Source organism: Streptomyces sp. NPDC098789 (assembly GCF_044759975.1).
In the GTDB taxonomy this organism is placed as follows: Bacteria; Actinomycetota; Actinomycetes; order Streptomycetales; family Streptomycetaceae; genus Streptomyces.
Genome location: NZ_JBIWAJ010000008.1, coordinates 222,463 through 247,298 on the forward strand (window position 1 = coordinate 222,463; position 24,836 = coordinate 247,298).

Consider the following 24,836-nt stretch of genomic DNA (forward strand, 5'->3'; position numbering starts at 1 on the left):
AATTGTTCAGCCTGAACCAATCCATCCTGGTTCGCGGGGCGGCCGGCGAGCCCCTCAAGAACCCCTTCACCGGGCTCTCCAAACTCGAAGTGGAGTTCCGTCGCGGAGACTTCTCCGTCGTCTGCGCCGGAGGCGGTACGGGGAAGTCTCTCGCCGCCCTGTGGTTGGCCGTGTGGTCGAACGTCCCCACGATGTACTTCTCCGCCGACAGTACGGCGGCCACCCAGCTTTCCCGTGCGACGGCGATGATCACGGGCGACAACGCCCGGGACATCAAGAGGAAGCTCGTCGCCAACGACGGATCGTTCGCCGAGTACGAGGCCGCCCTCGCGAAGCGCTGGTGGCTGCGGTTCAACTATCAGGCCCGGCCGACTCCGAAGGAGATCGAGCTGCACCTTGAGTGCTACCGGGAAGTGTTCGGTATCTACCCGCACCTGGTGATCGTGGACAACATCACCAATGTAGACGGGGGCGGCTCCTTGAACGCCGAGGAGTACACCTTCGGTCTCGAAGGGCTCTGCGACTACTTCAACGAGATGGCGCGGGAGACTCACGCCCATGTCATGGCCATGCATCACGTCGTCGGCGAGTACAGCTCCGGACTCAAGCCGATCCCCCTCGATGGGGTCAAAGGCAAGATCGGCCGCGTACCCGCGCTTGTGTGCACCATCCATGCCGAGGTCGACGGGATGAACGGACGCACCTTGCACATGTCGCCCGTGAAGAATCGTGAGGGGTTCGCGGACCCCTCTGGCGAGACGTACGCCTCCTTCGAGGTCGATACGTCGAACCTTCAAATCTCCGACCTGAGTGACGAGTTCTAGATCACAGCCTCTCCGTTTGGTCGAAGAGTTGGAATGTGACACACTGGATGAAGAAGGGCGGGGGAATGAATCCTCCAAGGAAGGGCTACCGGAAGTGCGCGAAGTGCGACCGGAGTCGGGCGGAGAAGTTCTACACCTCCACGCGTGGCAAGGTGTGCGCGTCATGCAGGAAGCGCACTCGCAGCGCGAGTTCCCATGAGGCCCGGGTTCAGTCCACCTACGGACTTGGTCCGGGCGAATACTCGGCCCTCTTTCAGGAGCAGGGCGGCAAGTGCGCCATCTGTCGGCAGTCACGACAGCAGCGCCTGAGTGTCGACCACTGCCACAAGACCGGCCTGGTCCGCGGCCTCCTTTGTCGCCGCTGCAATAACCAGCTCATCGCCAAGGGGGCCCGCGACAGCCCAACCATCCTGCGCAGTGCGGCGACCTACCTCGAAGATCCGCCGGCCATCCGCATCATCGGCGAGCGATACCACAAGGAAGACGGGAAATGATCAGCTTCGACGGCGGCACCCTCTATGTCACTTTCACCCGCAAGACCAACCTGACCAAGCTCCTGCGGCTCCTGGAGGCCGAAGCCCAGCTCGGTCTTCACGAGCGGGCCGTGGCCATCTACAAGGGACGCCAGGCCGCCATGCGTCAGGAGATGGGGATTCCCGCCCTGGCCGAGCTGGTTCGTATCGAGGTGGACATCGTGGCCCAGCTCCGACTTGAGTCGGCCCTCAAGGTTGGAATGTGAGATGAGCAAGCCGGACATCATCGAGGTCTTCCGGCACTACTACCCCGAGGTGGACGTGAAGGGGAAGGGTGGCTGGGAAAAGATCCACTGCCCCGAGCATGCCGAGAGCAACCCCAGTGCGTCAGTTAGTTCATTCAAGAGCCGTTGGTCGTGCTTCGTCTGCGACATCAGTGAAGACGGCTACGACGTGATCATGAGGAAGGAAGGGATCGGGTTCCGTGCTGCTCAAGAGTTCGCCACCCTCCGCATCGCTGGTGGACATAGCCCAGAGCTACAGCCTGAGCTTCCCCGGAAGCCCGGCCGCGGAGTACATCAGGCACCGAGGTTTGGACAGCATCGCGACGCGGATGGGCCTCGGCTACGTGGAGCACCCCGCTACGGGTCATGAGAAGCAGGAGGGCCGGCTCGCGATTCCCTACCTCCGCCCCGCAGGCGGCGAGTACGGGGTGGCGACGATCCGGTTCCGTTGCATTACCGAGCGATGCGTCAAACATCCTGACGGAACCTGGCGGGACGTCGAGGACCACGAAGCGCACGGCAAGTACCAGAGCCTCCCCGGCTCGAAGCCCATGCTCTACAACACCCAGGCCCTCATCCGGCCGTCGCCGTACATCGGCATCAGCGAGGGCGAGTTCGACGGCATGGCGTCCGAGATCGCCGAGATACCCTGCCCCGGATCATCCGGTGTGTCCTCCTGGCGGGACCACTTCGACCCGGCCTTCCTCGGATACGAGAGAGTCTTCGGGTTCACCGACGGAGACGGTCCCGGGGAGCAGTTCATAGCCAAGCTCGCCGAACGCCTGCCCAACCTCGTCCCCATCTACTTCGAGAAGAAGTACGACGTGTGCCGATTCGTGAACGAGTTCGGACCCCAAGCACTCCGAGAGAAATGCGGTTTGTCATGAGTCCATCTTCCATGGCGGCGAAGTTGGAATGTGACATTTCTGATATTGATCATCCGCCGCACTACACCCAGGGCCGGTACGAAGTCATCGACATCATTCAGGCGTCGATGACCCACGAAGCCTTCCTCGGCTACCTCCTCGGCAATCAGATCAAGTACCTGATGCGCTGCCAGCACAAGCACCAGGACGGCGGAAGTGAGGACCTCCGAAAGCTCATCTGGTACGCGAACAAGTACATCGCCAACATCCGCGTGGAGAAGTGAATGAAGCGAATCGTTGTTCTGCCTGACGTTCAGGCACCCCTCGAAGACCCCCGCATGGTCCGGAACTGGATCGCCTTCGTCAAGGACTTCGAGCCGGACGAAGTCCTGGGGATAGGTGACACCTGTGACTTCACCGCCCCTTCTCGCTGGAACAAGGGAAGCCGCGGAGAGTTCGAGGACGACGTCTACGACCAGGCCGCCTACACCAAGCGGAAGGTGCTCGCCCCCGTGCGAGAGGTCTTCGACGGCCGGTTCGGAATCCTCCGCTCGAACCACGGCGACCGGCCGCGTGACTACCTTCGGAAGTACGCGCCGGCCCTCGCGAACACGGGCGCCTTCGATGAGCCGGAACTACTTGACTACCACGGGTTCGACATCACCGACCTGGGCGACTTCTACGACTTCGCGGACGGTTGGACGGCGACACACGGGCACCTCGGGTTCTCCTCCAGCAGGTACGCCGGAGGGTCCGCGATGTCGGCGGCTCGGGCCATGGGCAAGTCGGTGGTGATGGGCCACGTGCACAAGCTCGGACTCATCAACGAGAGCCGGGGCTACAAGGGCAACCTCCAGACGCTTACCGGCGTCGAGGTGGGTCACTTCATGGACATCAACAAGGCGACTTACTTGAAGCGCGGGGCGACGAATTGGCAGGCCGGCTTCACCGTGCTCTACATCGGCAAGTACGGCGACGTGACACCGGTCCTGGTCCCCATGGCCAGTGACGGGTCCTTCACGGTCGAGGGCCAGCGCTACGGGGCCCTGCGCCGCGGGGAGAACGGGCAGTTCGCCAGGAAGGCCGCCGCATGACCGAGCAGTCCGAACTCGACTGGGCCTACCTGGCAGATCTCGCAGGGAAGGTCGCCTACTCCATCGCGGAACGCTGGCACATCGTTGAGGCCGACGACGTGAAGCAGGCCATCCTGGAGCACGCCATCCGGGAACGGAAGAACGTCGCCCTGGCCGTCGATGACCAAGCCCTCCTCAAGCGGATCTTCTGGACGGCGGGCAAGCGGTACGCCGCCAAGGAACGGCTCTACCGCGACCTGGTGGACGGCGAGTACTTCTACACCGCCGACGAGGCCAAGACCGCCCTCCTGACCATGATCTACACCGCCGAAGAGTTCAGCGGACTCATCGGGAAGAAGGACGACCTCAACCACTGCACCGTGAGTGAAAACCTGCACACGGCCCGGCTGGACGCCGAGGACGCCATGAGGCGCATCAACGAGCGGTATCAGCGGCTCCTCCACAGCCGCTACGTCCTTGGTATCCCCCTCGCCTCCGACGCGGACCAGAAAGCCTGCCAGCGGGCAGTCATCGCCCTCTCCTACGAGATGAACCGCTCCCTGCGACGAAAGGTCCAGAAGTGATCGAGACCCGCCACACCTACGGCCGACACGACACCGCCTGCGACGTGATCTACGACTCCGGCACCCTCTCGCCCGTCTACCTCGGACTCCACAACGCAACGGACAGCGCGGAGTTCAACATCGACCGGCAGGACCTTCCCAAGGTCATCGAAATGCTGACCGCCGCACTCACGGCCAACCACTAAGGGATATCGCTTGTTCCAGACCGAAACCGCCGAAACCGTCTTCCTTCGCACCTACTCCCGCAAGAAGCCCGACGGGTCACAGGAGACCTGGCCCGAAACCGTCGCCCGTGTCGTGGACGGAAATCTGAGCCTGGTCGAGCCGCGATACATCGAGGCCGACGAGCGCCAGGCCCTCATCGACCTGATCCAGAACTTCAAGTTCCTGCCCGCGGGCCGGCACCTCAAGAGCAGCGGCGTGAACGATTTCGCGCTGAACAACTGCTGGGCCGCCGGATGGTCCGAGGACCCGGCCGAGCACTACACGTTCACCCTCCTGCGGCTGGCCGAGGGCGGGGGCGTCGGCAGCAACTACAGCAGTCGATACCTCGACCGCGCCCCGACCGTCGAGAACTGCGTGACCACGCACATCGTGTGCGACCCCGCCCACCCCGACTACGAGGACCTGGACAAGGCCGGACTCATCAGCACCGAGTACGACTACACATGGGCCGGGGCCTACTCGGTAGAGGACTCACGGGAAGGCTGGGCCTGGGCACTCGGTGACCTGATCCGCTCAGCCCACGAGCCGACGATGAAGCACCACAACCGGGTCTTCGACGTCAGCCGCGTCCGAGGCAAGGGAGCCCCGCTGCGCAGCTTCGGTGGGACGGCTTCGGGCCCCGAGCCATTCGCACAAATGATGATCGAGGTCGGCCGGATTCTCTCGGAGGCCGCTGGCTGGCCCCTCAACGGCATGGACGCCATGGCGATAGACCATCAGATCGCGATGGCCATCGTCGCGGGCGGAGTTCGCAGGTCGGCCCGCATGAGCATCATGCACTGGGCCGATTCCCTGATCGAGGAGTTCTTGACGTGCAAGTCTTCGGACACAGCGGCGATGTGGACGACGAACATCTCCGTCGAGATCGACGCATCCTTCATGAAGGCCCTGGACGAGAAGAACCCTCGCGCCCAGAAGATCATGAAGGCGATTTCCGAGGGGGCCCTTGGGAATGGGGAGCCTGGGTTCTGGAACTCGACGCTGACTGCCGAGGGTGAGGTGGACGGCACCTACACCACCAACCCCTGTGGAGAGGCGACCTTGAACCCGTGGGAGCCCTGCAACCTCGGATCGGTCAACCTCGGTAAGTTCGTTCATCGTGGGGAGGTCGACATCGCCGGACTCGAAGACGCCCACCGGCTTGCCACCCGCTACCTGATCCGAGCGACCTTCGCCGACGTGGCGGACCCCAAGTCCGCCCAGGCCATCAAGAAGTACCGGCGGATCGGAGTCGGTCACCTCGGCTTCGCCGACTACCTCTTCAAGCTGGGCGTCAAGTACAGCCGTGCCCCCTACAACCCCAGCGTCCGATTCGACCTGGAGCACTTCGCGGACACGGTGGACCTGGCCGCCGCGGAGTACGCCAACGAGCTGCGCATTCCCGTACCCATCAAGAAGAGGGTGATCGCGCCGACCGGGACCACGTCCAAGCTCGCCAGCGCATCGGGGGAGGGCATCCACCCGCCCTTCTCGGACTTCTTCCTGCGCCGCATCCGGTTCTCGTCCATCGAGCCCACGGAGAGGGCCCAGATCGAGGCGTACGAGAGGAAGGGCTACCGCACCGAACCCTGCGTGTACTCGGCCAACACGGTCGTGGTCGAAATCCCGACCGTTGATCCGCTCCTGCCCGACTATCCCGAGTGTGCGAACGCCTTCGAGCACTCGGGGGAGCTGACCCTTGACCAGATGCTCTCGGTCCAGCGGATGTACCAGGAGCTGTGGGCCGACCAGGCGGTGTCCTTCACGGCCTCGGTGAACCCGGAGACCTACACCGTCATGGACGTGTACGAGACGCTGCGAGGCTTCCTGCCGGTCCTCAAGGGGACCACCATCTTCCCGGAGATGAGCCGCCCGCAGTCCCCGTACGAGCGGATCTCCCAGGAGGAGTACGAGAAGCGCATGTTCGAAATCGGAGAAGTGGTGGCGGATACCGGATATGACGAGGTCTGCGCCTCTGGCGCCTGCCCTGTCTGAGAGTTAGATCACGCATCATCAAGTTGGAATGTGACACTGCGAATGAGAGGATGAAGGCATGAGCGAGAGCCCCTTCGGAAGCGGTTCCCCCTGGGATGAACCCACCGAGAACACCACCACGAACGAGACCATCACGGAGTCGCCTGTGACCACTGCTGCCCCCGCCTCGACCACCGCGCCCGAGGGCGTCACCGTCTCCTTCAAGGGCGGCCTCGGCTACGACGCCTCCCTGGCCGTGCTGCGGGCGCCGACCGTCACGGACATGGACAACCTCCTGGAAGAGGAGGGGCCGGCCATCGCCTCGATGCTCCGCAAGATGGCCAAGATCCAGTCCTTCAACACCGAGCTGAACGCGAAGGACAAGGGCGTCGCCGCCAAGGCCGCGGGCAAGAACAGCTTCTCCGGCGGCCGGGTCCAGCAGGAAGGCAGTAGCGCGGTCGTCGGCGACACCTGCGGCCACGGGCGTAAGCACTTCGCCAAGGGTGACTGGGAGGCGATGTTCTGCACCGAGCGCGAGAAGAACGACCAGTGCCCTCCGGCCTTCCTGGACAAGAAGACCGGCAAGTACGTCCAGAAGTAAGCGCCATCAAGGTTGGAATGTGAGAACTGGGGGCCGGGATTTCCGCCCGGCCCCCGTGCCCAAGGAGAGCAAGTGGACAACGACACCGAGCACGAACCGTGCTACGTGTGCGCCGCAACCTACCCGCCGGAAGACCTGGTGCCGGTGGACATCGACGGCGTGGAGGAACTGGCCTGCTACGGGTGCGCCCCGGACTACGAGGAGGCCGCGTGATCCAGTTCAAGAGCGTCATGGACGTAGAGCTCGTGCAGCAGCTCGCCACCGACGAGATGGTGTGCACGGCCGCCCGGGTCTCCACGGTTGGGGCCAAGGCCCAGTCCCACAGCTGCGACCAGGACGCGGGCCTGATCGAATTTCTGGTCCGGGACCGGCACGGCAGCCCCTTCGAGCACGGCACCTTCACCTTCCGGATCTCCGCCCCCATCTTTGTCGTCCGGGAGTTCATGAGGCACCGGGCCGGCATGAGCTACAACGAGGAATCCGGCCGCTACCGCGAGCTGGAGCCCGTCTTCTACGTCCCCGCAGGGGACCGGGCCTTGGTCCAGGTCGGCAAGGCCGGCGCGTACGACTACAAGCCCGGAACCTTCCGCCAGGCCCTCGTTGTCGGGGAGTCCCTGCGGATGGCCTACACCGAGGCGTGGACGCAGTACCAGGCCATGTTGGGCGAAGGCGTCGCCCGCGAGATCGCCCGCAGCGTCCTTCCGGTCGGAACGTTCTCCACCTTCTACGTCACCTGCAATCCGCGGAGCCTCATGCACTTCCTCTCACTCCGCACCAAGAGCGACCGCGCCGCGTACCCGAGCTTTCCCCAGGCCGAGATTGCGATGGTCGCGGACCGGATGGAAGAGCACTTCAAGGCCCACATGCCGATGACCCACGAGACCTTCGTACAGCACGGCCGGGTGGCGCCGTGAAGCTCGGAAGCGCATTGGCCGCGCTCCTGGTGGTGGTGGCCGCAGTTAGTTCATTCCTGATCTGGATCAAGGGTCCCTGCGGCCTGTGGACGCACGCGAAGGCCGGAGACACCCCGGTCCGGTGCGTCACCCACCTCCGCTGATGGCCGAGCTGGTGAGCCTCCTGGCCTTCTACCAGTGCCCCTGCGGAATGTCCTTCGTCCTGGACTACCCCGCTGATGAAACCCCCGAAGAACCCGCGGCCTGCACGGCTTGCGAGATACCTGGAGCCAACGAATGACCCTGTGGAGCGCCACCTACGAGCGCGAGAACTCTCAGATGGACCTGCTGAACGTCCCCCTCGACAAGGTGACGATCGAGGTCAAGGAGGAGAACACGGCGCTGATCACCTCCCTGCGAGACCAGCTCGCCCAGGCCGAGGCCAAGGTGAAGGAACTAACCGACGCCCGGAAGTACTGGACCCAGCGCTACGACGACGAGAAGCGCGTCTCGGTCGCCTGGCAGGGTCGCTTCGAGACCGAGCGGGCCCGGAAGGCCGAGGGGGCCGGCCACCGCTACGTGCAGCTCGTCAAGCACCTCTCGGACCGCAAGCGCGCCCTCGAAGGCGTTGCCGAGCGAGCACAGCGCGACAAGCGCTGGGCCGGAGCCGCGGACGCCCAGGCCCACCTTGACGAGATCCAGACCGCCCTGCGAGCTGCCGGTGTTCTTTGAGACCTGGGACGAAGTCCCTCTCCACGTCTACGTCCACAACAACATGAACGTCGAGCGGCGGGTGGGACCCCTCACCGAGGAGTCCGAGTTCCCGCCGGTCTTGGAGGGCACCTACTGATGTTCGGGACGAAGGCCGCCGCGCTACGGCAGGTGCAAGCGGAGCTGGCGCTGAGTCAGCGCGCGGCGATCAAGCACCAGCAGATCGCCAACCGGCTCGGCCTCTACGCAGACGAGCTGGAACGCGAACTCCACATCTCCGTACGCGAGTACAGCGAACTCGAAGCCCGCTACGACGCACTCGTGGCCGAGCGGGATCGACACCGAGGTAAGGAGCCGCCTCTTTAAGCGCTCAATGTTGGAATGTGACATTAGGGGAATCGCGTGAAGGTCATCGACTACAGCCTCAACGGCGACAGCATTCGAATCAACGTTGTCGAGACTGAGAAAGACCTCCCCGATTTCCGGCAGTTCATCGTCACCAACCGGCGAGTACTCGGATTCGACACCGAGACCGATGGCCTCTCCTGGTGGGAGGACGGTTTCCGAATACGGCTCGCCCAGTTCGGAAACGCTCACGAGAGCTACGTCCTCCCCGTGGAGAAGGGCGGCTTCTTTCAGGAAGACGCCATCAAGGCCGTGGGCTGGGTTCAGAAGCTCGTCATGCAGAACGGCACCTACGACATCCTCTGTATGGACCGCGTCTGGGGAGTCAAGGCCGAGACCGTCTTTCCGCGGCTCCTCGACAGCCGAATAATCGCCCACCTCGTTGACAGTCGCGGCCGGAAAGACGGTGGTGTCGGTCACTCGCTCGAAGAACTCACCCGCCACTATCTCTCCGCAGACGTGGCCGATGAAGTGAAGAGCAGCATGACCGGCATCGCCAAGGAGTTGAAGGTCAAGAAGGCCGAGGTGTGGCCTCTCGTCCCCCTGGAACATGAGGGATTCAACCTCTACGCAGGCATGGACCCCATCCTGGCCTTCCGCCTGGCCCGCAAGCTCAAGCCCCTCATACCGGCCTCGGCGCGGAAGCTCCTCGACTACGAACACCAGCTCGCCGCCGCATGCGCCTACATGGTCCGCACGGGCATCAAGGCCGACATCCCGTACATCGAGGCCCGCGCCAACGAACTGGCGCGTACGGAGGTCCACTTCAAGGAGGTGGCCGCCAAGCTCGGGCTGGAGAACATCAACTCTCCCAAGCAGGTGGGGGAGGCGATCATCGGCCGGGGAATCCGGCCTACCGGCAAGACCCCCACCGGACAGCCCAAGGTCGATGACCAGCTCCTCAAGGCCCATCTCCGTGACCCCCTGTGCGAGGCCATCTATCAGGGCAAGAAGGCCGCCAAGGCGAAGTCGACATGGTTCGACAACGCCTTGGCCAACCGCGACAGCAAAGATCGGTTGCATGCCTCGATAAATTCGGCCGGCGCCCGCACGGCCCGCATGTCGATTTCCGGGGCGATACCGGCCCAGACATTCCCGTCGAAGGATTCACTGGTCCGCCGCGGATTCGTCGCCGACCCCGGACACCTCGTCTGCGCGGTCGACTACAAGGCCCAGGAACTTCGCGTTCTGGCAGCCCTGTCGGGAGACAAGGCCATGAAGCGGGCTTTCAGGGAAGGGGCCGACCTTCACCAGATCACCGCAGACTCGGCGGGCGTCGATCGGGACACCGGAAAGATGGCCGGGTTCCTCACCGTCTACGGCGGAGGCTGGGCCGCCCTGGCCGCCCAGGCCGGAGTCAGCGAAGAGACAGCGCGCCGCGCCATCGACGGATTCTTCGACGCCTTCCCCAGAGTTCGCGAGTACTCCGACGAGCTACAGAAGGAAGCGCGCCGCACCGGCTACATCACCACCAACACGGGACGCCGGCTCCTGGTCGACAAGCGGCGCCCCTACGCCGCCCTGAACTACGCCGTGCAAAGCGCAAGCCGGGACGTGACCGGGCGGGCCATTCTGCGCCTCCAGAAGGCCGGGTACGGACCGTACTGCCTCCTTCCGGTCCACGATGAGGTGATCTTCCAGTTCCCGGAAGAGCACGCCCTGAAAGCCACTACCAAGGCCGCCCAGATCATGAAGGAAACCATGAACGGCGTCCTCATCGATACAGATGTATCGGTCTACGGAAAAAGCTGGGGATGCGGATACATGGCCGCCGGCCAGTACTGCGACCTCTGCGACACCATCCACAAGGAGAACGAATGAGCACCGAGCACGACCCCTTTGACGAACTCGTCGGCGGAATCAGCAAGGAAATCCACGAACGGGTCATCGAGAACACCGGGCTCGCGGCCATCAAGTCAGCCAGGATCGCCGGAACCGTCATCAAGGAAGCGAAGGACTGGGGCGTCCCGAAGGACCTGGCCGAAGTCATGGGCGCCGACGTCTGGCAGCTCCTCATGATCGGCACCCCCGCCGTGGAGGCGGCCGAATGAACACCGACCACTTCACCGTCGAAGGCATGGAAAACGGCGGCGTCGTCCTCTGGATGAAGGACCGAGACGACCCGATCGCCGAGGGCGGCTGCTCCTGCTGCGGCGACAACGACGTCACCCTCACCGACCTGATGAACGCGGCCAAGACCCACTGGGGCTACAAGGAGAAGGAGGCCGCGGAGTGACCTCCTACCTCCTCTTCTCCTCGCCGGCCTGCGTCCCCTGCCAGCGCATGAAGCCCCTCATCGCCCAGGAATCCATCACGGCCGACGTCACCGTGACCGACATCGTCACCCCCGACGACCTCTTCGAGGCCCTGGCCGTGACCGGCGTGCCGACCCTCCTGGCCATGAAGGACGGCCGCGAGGCCGGCCGCCTGACCGGCCTCAGGAGCCAGGCAGACCTCATCGTGTTCTTCGAGGAAACGAGTTGACGGATGACCGGCCGGACTGGAACACGTACTTCCTCGGAATTGCTACGGCTGTCGCTGCACGAGGTGATTGTCGCCGCAGCCGCGTCGGAGCTGTGGTGGTCGGCCCAGACCGGCGAATCCGCTCTACGGGATACAACGGATCATATCCAGGCGGCCCGTCGTGCAGCCGTGGAGAATGCCCGCGCTGCCTCTCGGACACCCCCTCCGGCACCTCATATCAGGACTGTGCTGAAACCCACGCCGAAGCGAATGCCCTCCTCTACGCGGACTGGGCGGGCTGCCAAGGTGCGGCAATCTATATAACGAGGTCACCATGCCGTGACTGTACGAAACTCATCCAGTCTGCTGGTATCGCGGAGGTTGTCTACCAGTCTGACGAAGGGGTAAGTCGTACTGTGATATGTGCGCTACCGTGACCGCGAGTTGATTTGTGAGATACAGCGGTTGGGAGACCCCGCATGAAGGTAGTTCAGCTTGTTCAGCTTGAGGTCGAGGGCGAGGAGTACGAGGGTCACGTCGAAGACCCGAAGGTCGTAGCCCAGATCCAGAAGGCGAGCGACGCCTACGAGAAGGCCCTCGAAGGACTCCACGCAGCCCTCGCCGAGGCAGGGGTGAACCGCGTCTACCGTGAGAACCCGGCTCCGAAGGTCACCGCGGCGGTCTCCAAGAAGAAGGCCGGCTCCGGCCCCGAAACGGCCGACGTCCGGACGTGGGCCAAGAGCGAGGGAGTGTCCGTTCCCGACCGCGGCCGTCTCAAGGACTGGCTGTACGAGGCGTACGAGAAGAAGGTGTCTGGCGCGGCTCTCAAGGCATTGGTGGCAGAGCACCAGAACGACTAGCAACTAGCGAGAACGCAAGGGCCCCCTCCGCGGAGGGGGCCCTTTCTGATCAGCCGCCGCTCAGGCGGCGAGCCAGGTGACCTTCTGGCCCTTGTCGTTGACTCTGATCTGGAATCGGTCCAACCCTGGAGCTCCGTCGTTGCGCCAGCGCGTGACGTGGTCTTCCACCGAGTCCCACAGCGGCTCGGGACCGCCCTGGCGTACCGTCCAGCGCTTGGCAGAGCTGGTGAGCGCCGCCCACGAGCCTGACTCCACGTCGACCAGAACGTGTTCGGTGTGCCCGTCGCGTTCCAGGGTGATGCGTTGGGCACGGGGTGCGCCGAGCTGGGCCACGAACCTGGTGTCCCAGTCGTTGAGGATGTCGGCCCCGAGGGAGGCGGCTCGCTCGTCTCCTTGGTCGAGGTCGGGGAGTACCCCGAGCGGCGGGGGACTCTGCGGCCGGGCGAGCATGAAAGAGATTCGCCCCCCGAGGAAGCTTCCCGAGGCAGTACCGTCGTCGTGGACCGTTAGCCGTGCGAGTTCCGAGGAGTACATCCACCCGGACAGGGTGGCCAGGATGATGCCTCCGGGCTTCGTCTGGTAGATCCACTCCTTTGGAAGGTCAACGATTCCGCACGTGGCAATCACGCGGTCGTACGGCCCCCCGTCAGGGTCTCCCAGGAGCCCATCCCCGACGATCAGGTTCGGGTGGAACCCACACTGGGCGAGCGCCGTTCCGGCTCTCCCTGAGACTTCTGCGTCGACTTCGATCGAAGTCACCAGGTCGTCTTCGCCTAGGCGGTGACACAGGAGGCTGGTGGAGTATCCGGTGCCCGTGCCGATCTCCATGACGCGCTGGCCGGCACTCACCTGGAGGTCTTCGAGCATGCGGACGACCAGGCTCGGCATGGTGCTGGAAGACGTAGGCGGGCGCATGATCTCGCCGCGCAGATCGCCAGGGACAATGGTTCCGGCGATCTGCGTGACTAGAGAGTCATCCTCATAGCACTGCTCCAGCCACGTCGGGTCGGAGGGCAAGACGGGGGTCCACGCGGTCGGGCCGTTGCCGTCGCGCCTCTCGAAGAAGCCTCCCCGAAGAAAGTTGTGGCGTGGTACGGATTCGACTGCCTGACGCCAGGGCCTCGTGCGAAGGTGGCCGCTGTCGCTCAGTCGCTTGGAGAGCTGCAACCGCAGCTCCTCTTCGTCGCTCACTCGCTCTTCCTCTCCAGCAGGTCTGCCATGGCTGCCACCATGGGTAGGCCCGTCTCCGGCTCCATCCAGGCCCACTGGCCGGACGGGTTGCATTCCAGGAACCACCATTGCCCAACGGTGTCGATCGCGAAGTCGAATGCTCCGAAGACGAGACCGAAGTGGTCGAGGTATGCACGGATCGCCTCGGGGATGCCCGGGGGCGGCTCGACTACGGCGTAGGTCAGCTTGGAGTAGTCGGTACGCCAGTCCAGCAACTCGGAGTCGATTCGGACGTAGAACTTCTTGTCGCCTATGACCGTCACGCGGACATCAGCGATCTTGTCGACCCGGTGTTGAAACAGGTGCGCGGTACCGGAGACGGAATCGTCAATCTCTTCGGCGGTTACCTCTCGAACCTCGACGGTCGAGGAAACTCCATCGATCCGGTACAGGGGTGTCGATAGAGGCTTGAAGATCACCGCACCGTACTGCTTGATGAACGCGCGCACGGTATCCGGGGCCGATGTGATCAGGGTGGCAGGAACCTTGAAGCCGCTTGCGATGGCCTCCGCGAGACCGGAAGGCTTGAACTCAGCGTCTCCGATCCGGTGGGGGTGGTTGACGTACAGGCAGTCGGGAAGCGACGCGATGACGCCACCCAGGCCGTAGCGCGCCTGTGAGACAGCGAATCGCGCATCCTGGTCTCCCAGGTGAGGGAAGGAGAAGCCGGAAGGTCTCCGGTAGTACAGGGACCGGACGTGGGCGAGGTCCGCCGTGCGGGTCGGCGTAGTCAGCGATCCCTGAATTCCGTGAGGCGTGAAGTGTGCCGCGAAGGACAAGGTGGTGGGGAAGTCCCCGGAGTCGAACCGCACGACCGGGACGCCCCGGTCGTGCAGCTCGTCTATCACCAGGTCCGACGTGGGGTCGTCCAGGTTGGTGACGACCAAGACCGGACCGTCGTGGGTCACTGGTCGGTGTCGTTGCCCGTGTCGGAGTCCCCGCCGCCCTGCTGCCCGTCAGACGGGTTGCCCGTGTTCGTGGACGGGTTGGTACCCGAGCTGGTGCCGTGGCCCGGCATCATCAGCGGCTTGCCGTCGTGATCGAAGTAGCGGCCTGTCTGCGTCTCCGGGTCCAGCTCCACCTTCGTGTAGTCCGGGGCGAAGGCCGGGTAGGGAGCCATGCGACGCAGACCCCACGGTGCCGGGGTGCTGATCCCGTTGGGCAGCGGCGTGCCCTGCGGAAGTCGATCCGAGTGAACGAACATCTCTACCTCCATGGTCAGTGGTGGGTGAGGCTAAGCGGGGGCCCGACTACAGGGAGAGGTGCAGTAGCCGGACCCCTGACTCCCAATCCACAAGGGGGGAAGTGGATGCTGACGAGGGAGCCAACCCCACGCGGCCGGAGGATCGCGCGGGGTGTACTTGGGTGGGTCCGGCGGCCCCAGCCGCCGGACCCGTTCTCCCGCCAGAGCGATCCGCAGCCCTGGGGGAAGTCTGGGTGCCGGCCTACTGCCGGGCCTTCCTGGCGGCCTCGTACTTGGCCGTCTGGCGGTGCAGCTTCACGAGGGCCGCGTAGCGGCGCATCTGGTCGTCGGTGGGCCGCGCCACGCGGACCTTCCGAGCCGTCCACTTGCTCCCGTAAGGGCTCTGAAGTTCCACGAGACCGGATTCTCCGAGGTGTGAAACGATGCCCACACGGTCCTCGGTGGGGTCGTACAGGGTCATGCCCATCTGCAAGCGAACGAGCTTGACGTTCTCTTGCACTTCGGCCACTCGCCGGTACGTTCTCGTGGTCGCCATCGACTTCCCTGTCCGCTGTGGGGGCTAGTTTCCTGTTCCTTTTGCGACTATCAGAGCGACGATGGCAAACCACACAATCGCACCGACAGTTACTAGAAGTGCTTCGGCCTTGCTGGCTTTCCGGTGTTCCTCTTCGGACTCGTCGGAGTCCTCGTCTTTCTTGCTGACTTCCCTCTGCGGAGGTCTCCCCCAGGTGTTCCACCCGCGTCGGCTTCCCGCGTCCCATCTCGCCCAAGCGCGCTTCCTGCGCTCCTCGTAGCTCACAGCCCCATACTCAGCTTCGAGTGGGAGGGGCCGGCCTTGTGGTTCTCCATGGCCTGGTTGAGCGCGGCCACGCGGCCCCAGTCCCTGTCCGCGCGGGCTTCCTCGCGCTTCCAGGCGAGCCGGGCGCATCCGTCACAGCCTTCGACCGGCGTGGGCTCCAGGTGGCTCCTCTGGGCGAGGTCGGGGTTCACGCCTGCCTCCCCCGGGTCAGCAGCTCCGCGAAGCGGATCATGTCGAGGATGGACAGATTGTCCCAGTGGTACTCGATGACCTTGTCCGTCTGGCCGATCCCGTACGGGGTGAAGACGGTGTGCGACATGTTGCCGTCCGGAAGGCCGTTCATCAGCAGCTCCTGACGGACCTTGGCCTCCACGTACAGGATCTCTCTGTCCGTGATCGCTCCGTTGTGTTCGTGCAGCCAGGCCACGTGTTCTACCTCCTCTCCCCCCGGCTTCTACCTTCTGGACACAACCCTGGCCCTGGATGGCTACCCTGGCCAGGGGGTTCAATCTGAACTCTCGTCAAGCTAGGAAATACGGAGGGTTGTTGGTGGGCAGGCCGCGAAAGGACCTGGACACGTCGACAGCCCCTGGGCTGATGGGCGCCAAGATCCGCAAGTTACGGGACATCAAGGGCTGGAAGCCTGGCGAGCTAGCTAAGGCTCTTTGGGTATCCCAGGGCCGAGTCGATCAGATGGAGCTAGGAATCGACCCGCCCAACTTGGAGATGGTCCTTCGCCTGGAGGATGTCCTCGATGCCGGCGAGGAACTGTTGGAGCTGTACCCGCTTCTCAGGAACGAGTCCTTCAAGGACTATGCCCGGTCGTTCTTGGTCAAGCAGGCGAAGTCCAAGACCATACGGGAGTACTCGCTTCGGGTGCCTGGACTACTCCAGACCAAGGCGTACGCCACCGCCCTGATGAGTCTCGGAGACCCCGGGGCCAACCCTGCCTCCCTGGCGGCCGATGCCGAGCGTAGGTGCGAGCGCCAGGAGGTCTTGGAGGGGCCCGATGCTCCGTGGCTCTACGTCGTACTCGATGTTGCTGCGCTATACAAGGTGATCGGATCACCCGCGGTCATGCGGGAGCAGTTGGAACACCTGCTCAAAATGACCATGAAGCCGAACATCCATGTTCAGATACTGCTGACGGAGGCCCCCTCGGTGGGCGGCTCCATTAGCATTCTCACCTCCCGCTCCGGCGAGGCTTCTGCCTACACCGAAGGCTTCGACACCGGTCGGTACATGCAGGATGCGGAGGACGTAGAGCGGTTTCAGAGGATCTATGATCAGGTCCACGCTGAGGCCGAATCGCCCAGCAGCTCCGAACAGTTGATCCGGGAAGCACTGAGGAAGCACACATGACTGAGCAGCAGCCCAACTGGCACAAGTCCACCTTCAGCGGTCAGAACGACAACTGCGTCGAGGTCGCCGGGACCGCTTCCGTCGTCCTCGTGCGTGACACCAAGGATCACAGCAAGGGTCTGCTGGCCACGTCGCCCGCGGCTTGGTCTGCCTTCGTCGGTCATGCCAAGGACGACAAGCTCTAGGTTCCCAGGTCTGCATGAACGAACTAACCCCCTCGCGGCGCTGGCTGCTGAGGGGGTTAGTTCATGACCGCAAGTTGGAATGTGACATTTATGGTACGGTCGTGAAAGCACGGAGGCCCCTCCTGGAGGAGGGGCCTCGCTTGGCGCTCGAAGTTGGGATGTGACATCGTGGGTGACCGGGGCAAGGTCATGACTCAGGAAGACTGCCTGGACGCCTTCTGGCAGACCGTTGCCGAGCTGACGATTAAGTATGCCGCCCGTCTCGCCGAGGGCTAGGCCGCCAGCCTTTGGTTCTTCTTGACCGGCTTCGGCGGCGGCGGGACCCACATGGGCCAGATTGTGCACTTGGTTGTGAGCTTCCGGCCACGGTTGACACGTATCTCCCGCACCAAGGTTTTGATCAGTTTTCGCTGGTCGGCCACATCTGCCACTTCCAGCAGCTTCATGACCGTCGCGAAGTCCTCGATCTGGGGCTCCGGCGTGATTACCGGGGCGTCCTTGATCTTCTTTTTGAGGGTCGTCTGCTCCTCCTTGAGGCGGTACTTCGCGCTGTCGTACTCCGCCCGGCGGCGCCGAGCCGCCTCGTCGGAGATCAGCTCGTTGAGAACGGCATCCGTCAGCTTGTCTTCCTGACTCCGCAGCTCTGTCAGCTCCCGCGTGATCTGATCCAAACGAATCGTCTCCTCGGTAGCCTTCTCCTTGATCCGCTGCGCCTGGAGCTGAGCGACGCGGGCCGGCACACTGTCGGCGCCCTGAGGATCTTCCTCAATGCGCGTTGACAGCCAGTCCTTCACGATTGTCATGACCGTCTCCAAGGAGACGTAGACACCCCCACCAGGGCAGTCCTTGAACTTCATCTGTCGTGTGCACCGGAACAGCACGTCAAAGGGGTCGGGCTTCCCGTCCCTCCAGGGCCGCTGAACCTTCTTGGCGCGGAGCATGGCATGCATGTTGTTGCCGCAGCCCGAGCACGTCAGGGCTCCCGAAACCTCGTACTTGGCCGAGTGGTCGTGGGCCTTGTCGTCGTCCCGTTTGCCCTTGAGGCGACGCTCTACGTACGCATCCCAGACCCTCTCGCAGTACACGGGGTCGTCCCAGATCGCCTGATGCTTGCCTTTGTAGTAGAGGTACGACGTGATGTCCCTATGTGCGCTCTTGCGCCTCTTCTTGGTCGTGCCATCGTCGCGTGTGATCACGACGTGAAGTTCCTCCGGCAACGTGTACCGAACGAAGCCCAGGCCGAAGCCCGAATCCAAGATTGAGTAGAGGTCCCCGGCATCGATCTCCCGGCCCGTCCAGTGGACGATGCCCTTCTTGCGCAGCCACAGGACCATGGAGCGCGCCGATTTTCCTGCAATGGCGTCAAGGTATAGCTGGCCGTAGATGGGATTGGTGACCCGGTCGCGCTTGAGGACGCCGTCCTTACAGTTTGGGCATTTGTCCATCGGCTGACCAGGCTCAGGGGTGGGGCAGGTGTCGCAGCGGTAGTAGCCGAACTTTCCGCGGCCTGCTGAGCCGTGAGGCAAACCGTGATTCTTCCGGCGCTCGATGGTCGCCTTCCACATGTCCGACTTCTGGTTGGAGTCCAGCTCGGCAATGTTGAGCATCTGGGCGATGGCGAAGCGGCCGATCGTTGTTTTGCCGTCGAAGTCCTCGTGTGCTGCCCGCACCTCGATCCCGTAGGCCAGAAGATCGTCAAGGTGTTGCAGTGACTCGCGCAGGTTGCGACCGAAGCGGGACCAGATCCAGAGGATCAGGACATCGAATTCCTTGTTCCGGGCCATCTCCTTGATCTCGGAGATCTTTCGGTCCTCGAACTCTCGACCAGACTCACCGAGGTCCATGATCGGTTCGAGGGATACTTCGATGTCGTTCGCGTTGGCCAGCGTCATGCCGTGGCCGACTTGAAGTTCCGGGCTGATCATGTCCGGCCGTGCTTGCGACACGCGGACGTAAATGATTCCGCGCTTTTTGCGTCGGAATGCTGCGGGCAGGCCAGCGTCCTCGACGGGGCGAAGTCTGATGGGGGCAGGTGCGGGAACCACGGTCGTCACGTTCTCCAACGATAGGTGATGGATACACCCGTCGCTGACGCACCAACCCGCCCAAGCAGTACCTAGGACCCGTGATGCACAGTCGGAGCGACGAAACTCGCGCCGAACATGGCGACCACGTGCTGGGCTCCGAGCCCCGCGGTGCGCGGCCACGTGAGCCGCTCGTCCGGCCGGACGACCGCGCCGGGCGCGGGTGTCCGGCCGTCGCCGTGCAGGGTCCAGCGCACGCCGAGGCCCATGGTGAAACTCCGTTTCGCGATGCGGCAGCCGCAGGCGCCGACCGGGTGGGTGCCGACCGGGGGGTCGAACGTGCCGAGTATGCCGACTGTGCCGCGTGTGGGGGGATCGATGACCGGGCCGAAGGACGGCCGAGGTCATATTACGGCTGCATAGCGGCAGGTTCGTCCCGATTGCCTACTGCGGGGCCGCCGCCCGGTCCTGCGCGGGGTCCGTACCGGGCGCCGCCGGGGCCGCTCCCGCGCCGAGCTTCGGGCGCAGTACGGTCGCCCCCGCGACCAGCGCCAGGGCCAGCAGCGTGACCAGTCCGAAGGACACCACCAGCGAGGTCGCGTCGGCGACCGCGCCGATCGCGGAGGGGGCGACCAGCCCCGACGTGTAGGTGATCGTCGCCACCCCGGCGAGGGCCTGGGCCGGGGCCGGGCCGCTGCGGGCGGCGGCCGCGAAGGCCAGCGGGACCACCACCGCGATGCCGAGCCCGATCAGGCCGAAGCCCGCGAGCGCACCCGCGGGATGCCGGACGAGGACCACCAGCAGGCCGCCCGCCGTGGCCAGCAGGCCGCCCGCCCGTACGGTGCGCACGGGGCCGAAGCGGTCCACCACCCTGTCGCCCGCGAGCCGGGCCACCGCCATGGTGAGCGCGAACATCGTGGTGGAGGCGGCGGCGAGACCGGCATCGGTGTGCAGCACGTCCCGGAAGTAGACCGCCGACCAGTCCATGCTCGCGCCCTCCGCGAAGACCGCGCAGAAGCCGACCGCCCCGATGACCAGCGCCGATTTGGGCGGCAGCGCGAAGCGCGGCGGCGCTTCCTCCTCCTCGCCGCCCCGGAGGTCGAGCACGCCGCGCACCGCGACCAGGGCGACGGCGGTCAGGGCGAGCGCCGCGAACAGGTGGTGCACCCGGGCGTCGGCCCCGGCGTGCGCCGCGACCGTACCGGCGGCCGAGCCGACGAGGGCGCCCACGCTCCACATGCCGTGCAGCGAGGACATGATCGAGCGGCCCAGTCGGTTCTCGGTCTCGACGCCGAGCGCGTTCATCGCCACGTCCGACATGCCCGCGCTCGCGCCGTAGACGAGGAGCAGCAGGCACAGGGAGAGGAGGTCGGGGGCGAGGCTCGGCAGGATGAGGGACAGGGTCCACATCGCGATCAGCCCGCGCAGCGCGTTGCGCGCGCCGAAGCGGTGGTTGATCCGCCCGGCCAGCGGCATCGCGATCGCCGCGCCGACCGCGGGGAAGGCGAGCGCCATGCCGAGGGTGCCCGCGCTGAGCTGGGCGTGTTCCTGGATCCAGGGGATCCGGGTGGCGAAGCTGCCGGTGACCGCGCCGTGGGCGCAGAAGACGGCGGCTATGGCGATGCGTGCGCGGCGCAGGCGGCGCGGTGTCAGCTCTGTTTCCCCGGTCATGGCCGCCAAACTATCAGGAACCCTGCCTGATGAATAAGTCCCCGGTTCCTCCTAGGATGGCCGGGTGACTTCCGCACCCGCATCCGCGGCTCCCCCGGCCGCCGCTCCCTCACCCGCCTCGCCGAGCACGGCCCGGGCGATGAACGACCGGCTGGCGCTCCGGCTCCTGCAGGAGGAGGGGCCGCTCACCGCGACCCAGCTCAAGAAGCTGACCGGGCTCTCCCGCCCCTCCGTCGCCGACCTCGTCGAGCGCCTGACCGGCGCCGGGCTGATCGAGGTCGTCGGCGAATCGGGCGAACAGCGGCGCGGACCGAACGCCCGGCTCTACGGGATCGTCGCCCGCCTCGCCCACCTCGCCGCGCTGGACGTGCGCACCGACGGGGTGACCGCGGTGATCACCGACCTGCTCGGTCGGCCGCTGGCCCAGGCGCGCCTGCCCGCCGACGCGGTCGAGGAGGCGGTGACCCGGCTGGAGGAGCTGGCCCGCGAGGCGGGCGCGGCGCCGCTGCACACCGTGGTGGTCGGCGCGCCCGGGCTGGTCGTCCCGGCCAGCGGCGAACTGCGCACCCTGCGCGGCCTGCCCTCCTGGCACCGGGACCTGGTGGCCGCGCTCCAGCGACGGCTGCCCGCCGTGGTCGTCGTGGAGAACGAGACCAACCTCGCCGCGCTGGCCGAGCAGCGCCTGGGCGCGGCCCGCGACGTGGACTCCTTCGTGCTGCTGTGGCTGGGCGCCGGGGTGGGCGCGGCCGTGGTCCTGGACGGGCGGCTGCGCCGCGGGGCCTCCGGGGGCGCGGGCGAGATCGGCTTCCTGCCGGTGCCGGGCACGGTGGGGCTGCCCTCCGCGACGGACTGCGGCGGAGGTTTCCACGGGCTGGTCGGGCGCGAGGCGGTGGCCGCGCTCGCCGCCGCGCACGGATACGCGGGGCCGGTGGAGGAAGCCGCCGCCGGGGCCGCGGGGGAGGGCTTCCTCGACGCCTTCGCCGAGCGGCTCGCCCTGGGCGCGGCCGCGGTGACGGCGGTGCTGGACCCCGGCTGCGTGGTCCTCGGGGGCGAGCTGGGCCGGGCGGGCGGCGCGGTCCTGGCGGCCAGGGTCGCGGACCGGCTGGCCCGGCTGACCCCGGTGGCCACGGAGGTCCGCGCCACCACCCTCGGCGATCCGGCGGTGCTCCAGGGCGCCCGGCTGGCCGCCCGGGACAGCGCCCAGGACGCCCTGTTCGGCGCTCCCGTGGCCCCGTAGCCCCTCCGGCGCCGGCGGATCGGGGGCGGGGCGGACGCGCGAGGACCCGGTGGCCGCCGGGCCACCGGGTCCTCACGCGCTCAGGTGCTCATCGGGGCCACTGGGGCCCGCGGGGTCAGCAGGCCCCCTGGTCCTTCCAGACGCCCCAGTCACCGGTGGTGCCGGGCTCTTCGTTCTGCGTCCACCACTGGGCCTTCCAGTTGTGGCCCTTGTGCGAGACGACCGTCCCGCCGGTGTACGTGTTGCCCGCGACGTACGCCGGGTTGGCGCAGGTCCCGCCCGGGGGCGTGGTGGGCGGCGTCGTCGGAGGCGTGGTCGGGGGAGTCGTCGGCGGGGTGGTGGGCGGCGTCGTCGGGGGAGTCGTCGGCGGCGTGGTCGGGCCCCCCGGCTCGACCACGGTGGTGCCGCGCGCCAGGTCCCCGGCGATGCCGTAGGTCTTGCCGCCGAAGGTCACGGTCCAGTTGGACGGGGTGGAGGTCGGCAGGTAGTAGACGAAGTCCAGCTCCACCGAGGCCCCCGGGGCCAGTGTCTGCCAGGCCGGCAGCTTCAGGGAGACCCGGTTGTAGTCGCCCTTGAGGCCGCCCACGTTGGTGCCCGAGTGGTCGCTGCGGATCACCGTGGTGCCCCAGCCGGACTGGTCCTTGGCGTTGCTCGGGGCGGAGGAGGAGTAGTCGAACTGGAACTCCGTGCCGCCGGGCAGGGCGGCCGTGGTGTTGTTGGTGATCTTCAGCTTGGGGCTGATCGGGTAGTTCGAGTCGCCGAGCGGGAACTGGCCGAACTCGGTGTCCACCTTGATCGCCTCGGTCGGCATCGTGATGGTGGCGCGCTTGGCGCCGTACGGGGCGGCCGCCTTGAACTTGTCGTACATCGCCGTGGTGAGCGTGTTGCCCATCTCGTACTGGCCCTTGGCGGCGTTGTAGGAGTAGTCGCCCGCCAGCTCCCAGACCATCGTGCCGCCGATGCCCTTGTTGACCACGTAGTCGGCCTTGGCGTTCACCGACTGCTCGTCCTCGGTGGAGAGGAACACCTTCTTCTGGGCGTTCCACAGCCACGGCGCGACCAGGGTCGAGTCGTACTTGCGGACGTAGGTGCCGGTCAGGGTGGTGTTCGCCGGGAAGCCGTACTTGGTGACGTAGTCGCCGACGACGCCCTTCTCCAGGTTCTTGGCGTGCCACATCGGGTTGGAGCCGGCCGGGGCCTCGACCCCGTTGGAGTCCAGGTCGTGCCACAGGTTGTCGATGCCGACCGCGCCGTCACCGCACTTGGTCAGCCCCGCGCCCGCCGGGCAGTTGGTGGCCGGGGCCTTGCCCCACAGGCCGTCCGTGCCGCCCTGGACGTTCTTGAAGCCGCGGGTGTAGTACGGCAGGCCCATGTTGATCCGGCCGGCCGGCATGGAGCCGCGGAAGTAGTGGTAGGCCCAGTCGGAGTTCAGGTAGCCGATGCCGCCGTACTGGGAGGTCGAGTAGACGCCCGCGGAGGCCAGTTCGGCGTCCTTGCCGTCGTCGAAGAGCGAGGCGTTGGGACCGACGTACTCGTTCCAGGCGCCGTGCAGGTCGTAGGACATGATGTTGACGTAGTCCAGGTACTTCTGCATCTGGAACGTCTCCATGCCCCGCAGCAGGTAGCCGGAGGAGGGGGCGGCGACGGAGAGCAGGTAGTGCTTGCCGTCGGTGGCGCCCGCGCGGTCGAGCTTCTCGCGCAGCGACTTCATGAGCGCGGCGTAGCCCTTGACCAGGCCCGCGCGGCGGGCGTTGGAGAGCTGCCAGTCGAGCGGGTTGCCCGCGTCCTTCATGGTGGTGGGGTACTCGTAGTCGATGTCGACGCCGTTGAACCCGTACTTGCGGATGAAGTCCACGGAGGAGTTCGCGAAGGTGTCGATGCCGGCCTGGTTGACCGAGCCGTCGGCGTTGGTGGCCATGGAGTAGAAGCCGCCGGAGTTCACCCGGTTGCCGTCGTCGCCGAAGTAGCCGCCCGTCTCCGCCCAGCCGCCGACCGAGATCAGCGTCTTGACGTTCGGGTACTGCTTCTTGAACTTGGTCAGCTGGTTGAAGTGGCCCTTGTAGGGGAGCGAGGGGTCCATCTCCGCGCCCGCCACGCCCGGCCAGGTCATCCCGGTGGCGGCGTTGTTCGGGCCGTCCGAACCGACCGAGAGCTTGTTGTCGGAACCGACGTGTCCGAAGGCGTAGTTGAGGTGGGTGACCTTGTCCCACGGGATGTTGTTGGCCAGGTAGGCGGGGGTGCCGTCCTTGCCGGTGCGCCAGCCGGTGAAGTAGCCGATCACCCGTCGCTGGTGATCGGCGCCCATCTTCTCGCGGCCCTCGGTGTCGTAGACCGAGCAGTAGGGGACGTCGACGCCCGGGGTCTTGTAGAGCCCGTCGGGTCGACAGCTCTCGTTGTCGGCGGCGTGCGAGACGCCCGCCGAGAGGCCGCCGATGAGCAGGCCCGCGATGGCGGCACCGGATCCGAGGAGCATGGCTCTGGTGCGCGTGGGGGACGGCATTGTGCCTCCTGGGGAGGGGAGGTGACAGGACACAACGTGCGTAAAGGTGGCGCTGATTGGCCCGTGACGTGCGCACATCGGCGGGCCGGCTCCCGGGGAAGATGAAGGGAACGTTAAGAGGACTAGACCAACCCGTCAATAGGTCTGGACCAAAGCCGAACCCTCGGAAAGTTGCGCCGAACGTGTGAGCCAGGCCACAAGTACTTGCGTGCATGGCTTCCGATCACCCGTGGCACACTGGCCCTAGTACCAGTAGCAGCGCACTCCGGGGTCGGTGTAATTCCGAACCGGCGGTTATAGTCCGCGACCCGTCCGCATCCAGCGGCCGGTTGACCAGGTGAAATTCCTGGACCGACGGTTAAAGTCCGGATGGGAGGCAGTGCGCGGCGGGCCAGTCACCGGTACGCCG

General features: G+C 65.6%; 35 protein-coding genes, 2 pseudogenes and 1 riboswitch. Of the genes and pseudogenes, 26 read left to right on the forward strand and 11 right to left on the reverse strand.

Going from position 1 to position 24,836, the window contains the following annotated elements; all coding sequences use genetic code 11:
* Positions 1 to 2: 2 nt before the first annotated feature.
* The 23 genes and pseudogenes from ACIQWR_RS19110 (at position 3) to ACIQWR_RS19220 (ending at position 12,215) form a co-directional block, all read left to right on the forward strand.
* Positions 3 to 824, forward strand: a complete 822-nt coding sequence (locus ACIQWR_RS19110) for an AAA family ATPase (RefSeq protein ID WP_404010646.1) — start codon at positions 3 to 5, stop codon at positions 822 to 824.
* Positions 825 to 859: 35 nt separating this feature from the next.
* The gene (locus ACIQWR_RS19115; protein WP_404010649.1) at positions 860 to 1,318 is read left to right on the forward strand and encodes an endonuclease VII domain-containing protein; all 459 of its coding nucleotides are present in this window, start codon (positions 860 to 862) and stop codon (positions 1,316 to 1,318) included.
* Entirely contained in the window at positions 1,315 to 1,563 is a 249-nt protein-coding gene (locus ACIQWR_RS19120; protein WP_404010652.1) for a hypothetical protein, read from the forward strand. Before ACIQWR_RS19115 ends, ACIQWR_RS19120 begins: the two co-directional genes overlap by 4 nt.
* Position 1,564: 1 nt before the next feature.
* Positions 1,565 to 1,735, forward strand: a pseudogene (locus tag ACIQWR_RS19125) (CHC2 zinc finger domain-containing protein); the annotation flags it as partial.
* 46 nt (positions 1,736 to 1,781) lie between these two features.
* Entirely contained in the window at positions 1,782 to 2,468 is a 687-nt protein-coding gene (locus tag ACIQWR_RS19130) for a toprim domain-containing protein (RefSeq protein WP_404010875.1), read from the forward strand.
* Between the two features lie 11 nt (positions 2,469 to 2,479).
* On the forward strand, positions 2,480 to 2,731 hold the full coding sequence (locus ACIQWR_RS19135; RefSeq protein WP_404010654.1) for a DUF3310 domain-containing protein: 252 nt from the start codon (positions 2,480 to 2,482) through the stop codon (positions 2,729 to 2,731).
* A 54-nt stretch (positions 2,732 to 2,785) separates the two neighbouring features.
* Positions 2,786 to 3,541 carry a hypothetical protein gene (locus ACIQWR_RS19140; RefSeq protein WP_404010657.1) on the forward strand — a complete coding sequence of 252 codons (756 nt, stop codon included), beginning with the start codon at positions 2,786 to 2,788 and terminating at the stop codon, positions 3,539 to 3,541.
* Entirely contained in the window at positions 3,538 to 4,104 is a 567-nt protein-coding gene (locus ACIQWR_RS19145; protein ID WP_404010660.1) for a hypothetical protein, read from the forward strand. The genes ACIQWR_RS19140 and ACIQWR_RS19145 overlap by 4 nt, the downstream gene beginning before the upstream one ends.
* Complete coding sequence (locus ACIQWR_RS19150) at positions 4,101 to 4,289, forward strand: hypothetical protein (protein WP_404010662.1); 189 nt, start codon at positions 4,101 to 4,103, stop codon at positions 4,287 to 4,289. The genes ACIQWR_RS19145 and ACIQWR_RS19150 overlap by 4 nt, the downstream gene beginning before the upstream one ends.
* Before the next feature lie 10 nt (positions 4,290 to 4,299).
* Positions 4,300 to 6,303, forward strand: a complete 2,004-nt coding sequence (nrdJ, locus tag ACIQWR_RS19155; RefSeq protein ID WP_404010665.1) for a ribonucleoside-triphosphate reductase, adenosylcobalamin-dependent — start codon at positions 4,300 to 4,302, stop codon at positions 6,301 to 6,303.
* Between the two features lie 58 nt (positions 6,304 to 6,361).
* Positions 6,362 to 6,883 (forward strand): hypothetical protein, encoded by a 522-nt coding sequence (locus tag ACIQWR_RS19160; protein ID WP_404010667.1) that lies wholly within the window; start codon positions 6,362 to 6,364, stop codon positions 6,881 to 6,883.
* A 72-nt stretch (positions 6,884 to 6,955) separates the two neighbouring features.
* Positions 6,956 to 7,096, forward strand: coding sequence for a hypothetical protein (locus ACIQWR_RS19165; RefSeq protein ID WP_404010669.1), 141 nt, complete (start codon positions 6,956 to 6,958; stop codon positions 7,094 to 7,096).
* 17 nt (positions 7,097 to 7,113) lie between these two features.
* A complete protein-coding gene (thyX, locus tag ACIQWR_RS19170; RefSeq protein ID WP_404010859.1) occupies positions 7,114 to 7,797 on the forward strand; it encodes an FAD-dependent thymidylate synthase in 684 nt (227 codons plus the stop codon).
* Positions 7,794 to 7,940, forward strand: coding sequence for a hypothetical protein (locus ACIQWR_RS19175; protein WP_404010671.1), 147 nt, complete (start codon positions 7,794 to 7,796; stop codon positions 7,938 to 7,940). The genes thyX and ACIQWR_RS19175 overlap by 4 nt, the downstream gene beginning before the upstream one ends.
* A 133-nt stretch (positions 7,941 to 8,073) precedes the next feature.
* Positions 8,074 to 8,508 (forward strand): hypothetical protein, encoded by a 435-nt coding sequence (locus tag ACIQWR_RS19180; RefSeq protein ID WP_404010673.1) that lies wholly within the window; start codon positions 8,074 to 8,076, stop codon positions 8,506 to 8,508.
* Positions 8,498 to 8,626, forward strand: a complete 129-nt coding sequence (locus ACIQWR_RS19185) for a hypothetical protein (protein ID WP_404010676.1) — start codon at positions 8,498 to 8,500, stop codon at positions 8,624 to 8,626. Before ACIQWR_RS19180 ends, ACIQWR_RS19185 begins: the two co-directional genes overlap by 11 nt.
* Entirely contained in the window at positions 8,626 to 8,853 is a 228-nt protein-coding gene (locus tag ACIQWR_RS19190) for a hypothetical protein (RefSeq protein ID WP_404010679.1), read from the forward strand. Before ACIQWR_RS19185 ends, ACIQWR_RS19190 begins: the two co-directional genes overlap by 1 nt.
* Before the next feature lie 36 nt (positions 8,854 to 8,889).
* Complete coding sequence (locus ACIQWR_RS19195; protein ID WP_404010682.1) at positions 8,890 to 10,713, forward strand: DNA polymerase; 1,824 nt, start codon at positions 8,890 to 8,892, stop codon at positions 10,711 to 10,713.
* Positions 10,710 to 10,943, forward strand: coding sequence for a hypothetical protein (locus ACIQWR_RS19200; protein ID WP_404010684.1), 234 nt, complete (start codon positions 10,710 to 10,712; stop codon positions 10,941 to 10,943). Before ACIQWR_RS19195 ends, ACIQWR_RS19200 begins: the two co-directional genes overlap by 4 nt.
* Complete coding sequence (locus tag ACIQWR_RS19205) at positions 10,940 to 11,128, forward strand: hypothetical protein (RefSeq protein ID WP_404010687.1); 189 nt, start codon at positions 10,940 to 10,942, stop codon at positions 11,126 to 11,128. Before ACIQWR_RS19200 ends, ACIQWR_RS19205 begins: the two co-directional genes overlap by 4 nt.
* Positions 11,125 to 11,376 carry a thioredoxin family protein gene (locus tag ACIQWR_RS19210; protein ID WP_404010690.1) on the forward strand — a complete coding sequence of 84 codons (252 nt, stop codon included), beginning with the start codon at positions 11,125 to 11,127 and terminating at the stop codon, positions 11,374 to 11,376. Before ACIQWR_RS19205 ends, ACIQWR_RS19210 begins: the two co-directional genes overlap by 4 nt.
* A complete protein-coding gene (locus ACIQWR_RS19215) occupies positions 11,373 to 11,792 on the forward strand; it encodes a deoxycytidylate deaminase (RefSeq protein ID WP_404010693.1) in 420 nt (139 codons plus the stop codon). The genes ACIQWR_RS19210 and ACIQWR_RS19215 overlap by 4 nt, the downstream gene beginning before the upstream one ends.
* A 42-nt stretch (positions 11,793 to 11,834) precedes the next feature.
* Entirely contained in the window at positions 11,835 to 12,215 is a 381-nt protein-coding gene (locus ACIQWR_RS19220) for a histone-like nucleoid-structuring protein Lsr2 (RefSeq protein ID WP_404010696.1), read from the forward strand.
* A gap of 60 nt (positions 12,216 to 12,275) precedes the next feature.
* Here the strand turns inward: ACIQWR_RS19220 and tgmC are convergent, their stop codons facing one another.
* From tgmC to ACIQWR_RS19255, 7 genes are all read right to left on the reverse strand, one after another.
* Positions 12,276 to 13,406, reverse strand: coding sequence for an ATP-grasp peptide maturase system methyltransferase (gene tgmC, locus ACIQWR_RS19225; protein ID WP_404010699.1), 1,131 nt, complete (start codon positions 13,404 to 13,406; stop codon positions 12,276 to 12,278).
* Positions 13,403 to 14,353 carry an ATP-grasp ribosomal peptide maturase gene (gene tgmB / locus ACIQWR_RS19230; protein WP_404010702.1) on the reverse strand — a complete coding sequence of 317 codons (951 nt, stop codon included), beginning with the start codon at positions 14,351 to 14,353 and terminating at the stop codon, positions 13,403 to 13,405. Before tgmB ends, tgmC begins: the two co-directional genes overlap by 4 nt.
* Entirely contained in the window at positions 14,350 to 14,649 is a 300-nt protein-coding gene (gene tgmA / locus ACIQWR_RS19235) for a putative ATP-grasp-modified RiPP (RefSeq protein ID WP_404010705.1), read from the reverse strand. Before tgmA ends, tgmB begins: the two co-directional genes overlap by 4 nt.
* A 241-nt stretch (positions 14,650 to 14,890) precedes the next feature.
* The gene (locus tag ACIQWR_RS19240) at positions 14,891 to 15,157 is read right to left on the reverse strand and encodes a hypothetical protein (protein ID WP_404010707.1); all 267 of its coding nucleotides are present in this window, start codon (positions 15,155 to 15,157) and stop codon (positions 14,891 to 14,893) included.
* A gap of 51 nt (positions 15,158 to 15,208) precedes the next feature.
* Positions 15,209 to 15,448: a hypothetical protein gene (locus ACIQWR_RS19245; RefSeq protein ID WP_404010710.1), complete on the reverse strand. Its 240-nt coding sequence runs from the start codon at positions 15,446 to 15,448 to the stop codon at positions 15,209 to 15,211.
* A complete protein-coding gene (locus ACIQWR_RS19250; RefSeq protein WP_404010712.1) occupies positions 15,445 to 15,639 on the reverse strand; it encodes a hypothetical protein in 195 nt (64 codons plus the stop codon). The genes ACIQWR_RS19245 and ACIQWR_RS19250 overlap by 4 nt, the downstream gene beginning before the upstream one ends.
* Positions 15,636 to 15,875: a hypothetical protein gene (locus ACIQWR_RS19255; RefSeq protein ID WP_404010714.1), complete on the reverse strand. Its 240-nt coding sequence runs from the start codon at positions 15,873 to 15,875 to the stop codon at positions 15,636 to 15,638. Before ACIQWR_RS19255 ends, ACIQWR_RS19250 begins: the two co-directional genes overlap by 4 nt.
* Positions 15,876 to 15,931: 56 nt before the next feature.
* On the opposite strand from ACIQWR_RS19255, the gene ACIQWR_RS19260 reads away from it, so the two are divergent.
* Positions 15,932 to 16,810, forward strand: coding sequence for a helix-turn-helix transcriptional regulator (locus ACIQWR_RS19260; protein ID WP_404010717.1), 879 nt, complete (start codon positions 15,932 to 15,934; stop codon positions 16,808 to 16,810).
* Complete coding sequence (locus ACIQWR_RS19265; protein WP_404010720.1) at positions 16,807 to 16,995, forward strand: DUF397 domain-containing protein; 189 nt, start codon at positions 16,807 to 16,809, stop codon at positions 16,993 to 16,995. Before ACIQWR_RS19260 ends, ACIQWR_RS19265 begins: the two co-directional genes overlap by 4 nt.
* A 272-nt stretch (positions 16,996 to 17,267) precedes the next feature.
* Here the strand turns inward: ACIQWR_RS19265 and ACIQWR_RS19270 are convergent, their stop codons facing one another.
* The 3 genes and pseudogenes from ACIQWR_RS19270 to ACIQWR_RS19280 all read right to left on the reverse strand — a co-directional run bounded on the left by ACIQWR_RS19270 (position 17,268) and on the right by ACIQWR_RS19280 (position 20,690).
* Positions 17,268 to 19,049, reverse strand: coding sequence for a recombinase family protein (locus ACIQWR_RS19270; RefSeq protein WP_404010723.1), 1,782 nt, complete (start codon positions 19,047 to 19,049; stop codon positions 17,268 to 17,270).
* Between the two features lie 77 nt (positions 19,050 to 19,126).
* Positions 19,127 to 19,288, reverse strand: a pseudogene (locus tag ACIQWR_RS19275) (nitrate reductase); the annotation flags it as partial.
* Between the two features lie 175 nt (positions 19,289 to 19,463).
* Positions 19,464 to 20,690 carry an MFS transporter gene (locus ACIQWR_RS19280; protein ID WP_404010725.1) on the reverse strand — a complete coding sequence of 409 codons (1,227 nt, stop codon included), beginning with the start codon at positions 20,688 to 20,690 and terminating at the stop codon, positions 19,464 to 19,466.
* Positions 20,691 to 20,829: 139 nt separating this feature from the next.
* Between ACIQWR_RS19280 and ACIQWR_RS19285 the strand changes: the two genes are divergently transcribed.
* Positions 20,830 to 21,927, forward strand: coding sequence for an ROK family transcriptional regulator (locus tag ACIQWR_RS19285; protein WP_404010862.1), 1,098 nt, complete (start codon positions 20,830 to 20,832; stop codon positions 21,925 to 21,927).
* A gap of 115 nt (positions 21,928 to 22,042) precedes the next feature.
* On the opposite strand, the gene ACIQWR_RS19290 is transcribed toward ACIQWR_RS19285, so the two are convergent.
* On the reverse strand, positions 22,043 to 24,427 hold the full coding sequence (locus tag ACIQWR_RS19290; protein ID WP_404010728.1) for a chitinase C-terminal domain-containing protein: 2,385 nt from the start codon (positions 24,425 to 24,427) through the stop codon (positions 22,043 to 22,045).
* A 256-nt stretch (positions 24,428 to 24,683) separates the two neighbouring features.
* A riboswitch (FMN riboswitch) is annotated at positions 24,684 to 24,814 on the forward strand.
* Positions 24,815 to 24,836 lie beyond the last annotated feature (22 nt).

Coding starts and splice junctions, on each gene's coding strand:
- ACIQWR_RS19120 (WP_404010652.1), top strand. CDS start 1,315: ATGATCAGCTTCGACGGCGGCACCCTCTATGTCACTTTCACCCGCAAG.
- ACIQWR_RS19135 (WP_404010654.1), top strand. CDS start 2,480: ATGGCGGCGAAGTTGGAATGTGACATTTCTGATATTGATCATCCGCCG.
- ACIQWR_RS19140 (WP_404010657.1), top strand. CDS start 2,786: ATGGTCCGGAACTGGATCGCCTTCGTCAAGGACTTCGAGCCGGACGAA.
- ACIQWR_RS19145 (WP_404010660.1), top strand. CDS start 3,538: ATGACCGAGCAGTCCGAACTCGACTGGGCCTACCTGGCAGATCTCGCA.
- ACIQWR_RS19160 (WP_404010667.1), top strand. CDS start 6,362: ATGAGCGAGAGCCCCTTCGGAAGCGGTTCCCCCTGGGATGAACCCACC.
- thyX (WP_404010859.1), top strand. CDS start 7,114: ATGGACGTAGAGCTCGTGCAGCAGCTCGCCACCGACGAGATGGTGTGC.
- ACIQWR_RS19180 (WP_404010673.1), top strand. CDS start 8,074: ATGACCCTGTGGAGCGCCACCTACGAGCGCGAGAACTCTCAGATGGAC.
- ACIQWR_RS19190 (WP_404010679.1), top strand. CDS start 8,626: ATGTTCGGGACGAAGGCCGCCGCGCTACGGCAGGTGCAAGCGGAGCTG.
- ACIQWR_RS19200 (WP_404010684.1), top strand. CDS start 10,710: ATGAGCACCGAGCACGACCCCTTTGACGAACTCGTCGGCGGAATCAGC.
- ACIQWR_RS19205 (WP_404010687.1), top strand. CDS start 10,940: ATGAACACCGACCACTTCACCGTCGAAGGCATGGAAAACGGCGGCGTC.
- ACIQWR_RS19220 (WP_404010696.1), top strand. CDS start 11,835: ATGAAGGTAGTTCAGCTTGTTCAGCTTGAGGTCGAGGGCGAGGAGTAC.
- tgmA (WP_404010705.1), bottom strand. CDS start 14,649: ATGTTCGTTCACTCGGATCGACTTCCGCAGGGCACGCCGCTGCCCAAC.
- ACIQWR_RS19260 (WP_404010717.1), top strand. CDS start 15,932: ATGGCTACCCTGGCCAGGGGGTTCAATCTGAACTCTCGTCAAGCTAGG.
- ACIQWR_RS19265 (WP_404010720.1), top strand. CDS start 16,807: ATGACTGAGCAGCAGCCCAACTGGCACAAGTCCACCTTCAGCGGTCAG.
- ACIQWR_RS19280 (WP_404010725.1), bottom strand. CDS start 20,690: ATGACCGGGGAAACAGAGCTGACACCGCGCCGCCTGCGCCGCGCACGC.
- ACIQWR_RS19285 (WP_404010862.1), top strand. CDS start 20,830: ATGAACGACCGGCTGGCGCTCCGGCTCCTGCAGGAGGAGGGGCCGCTC.
- ACIQWR_RS19290 (WP_404010728.1), bottom strand. CDS start 24,427: ATGCCGTCCCCCACGCGCACCAGAGCCATGCTCCTCGGATCCGGTGCC.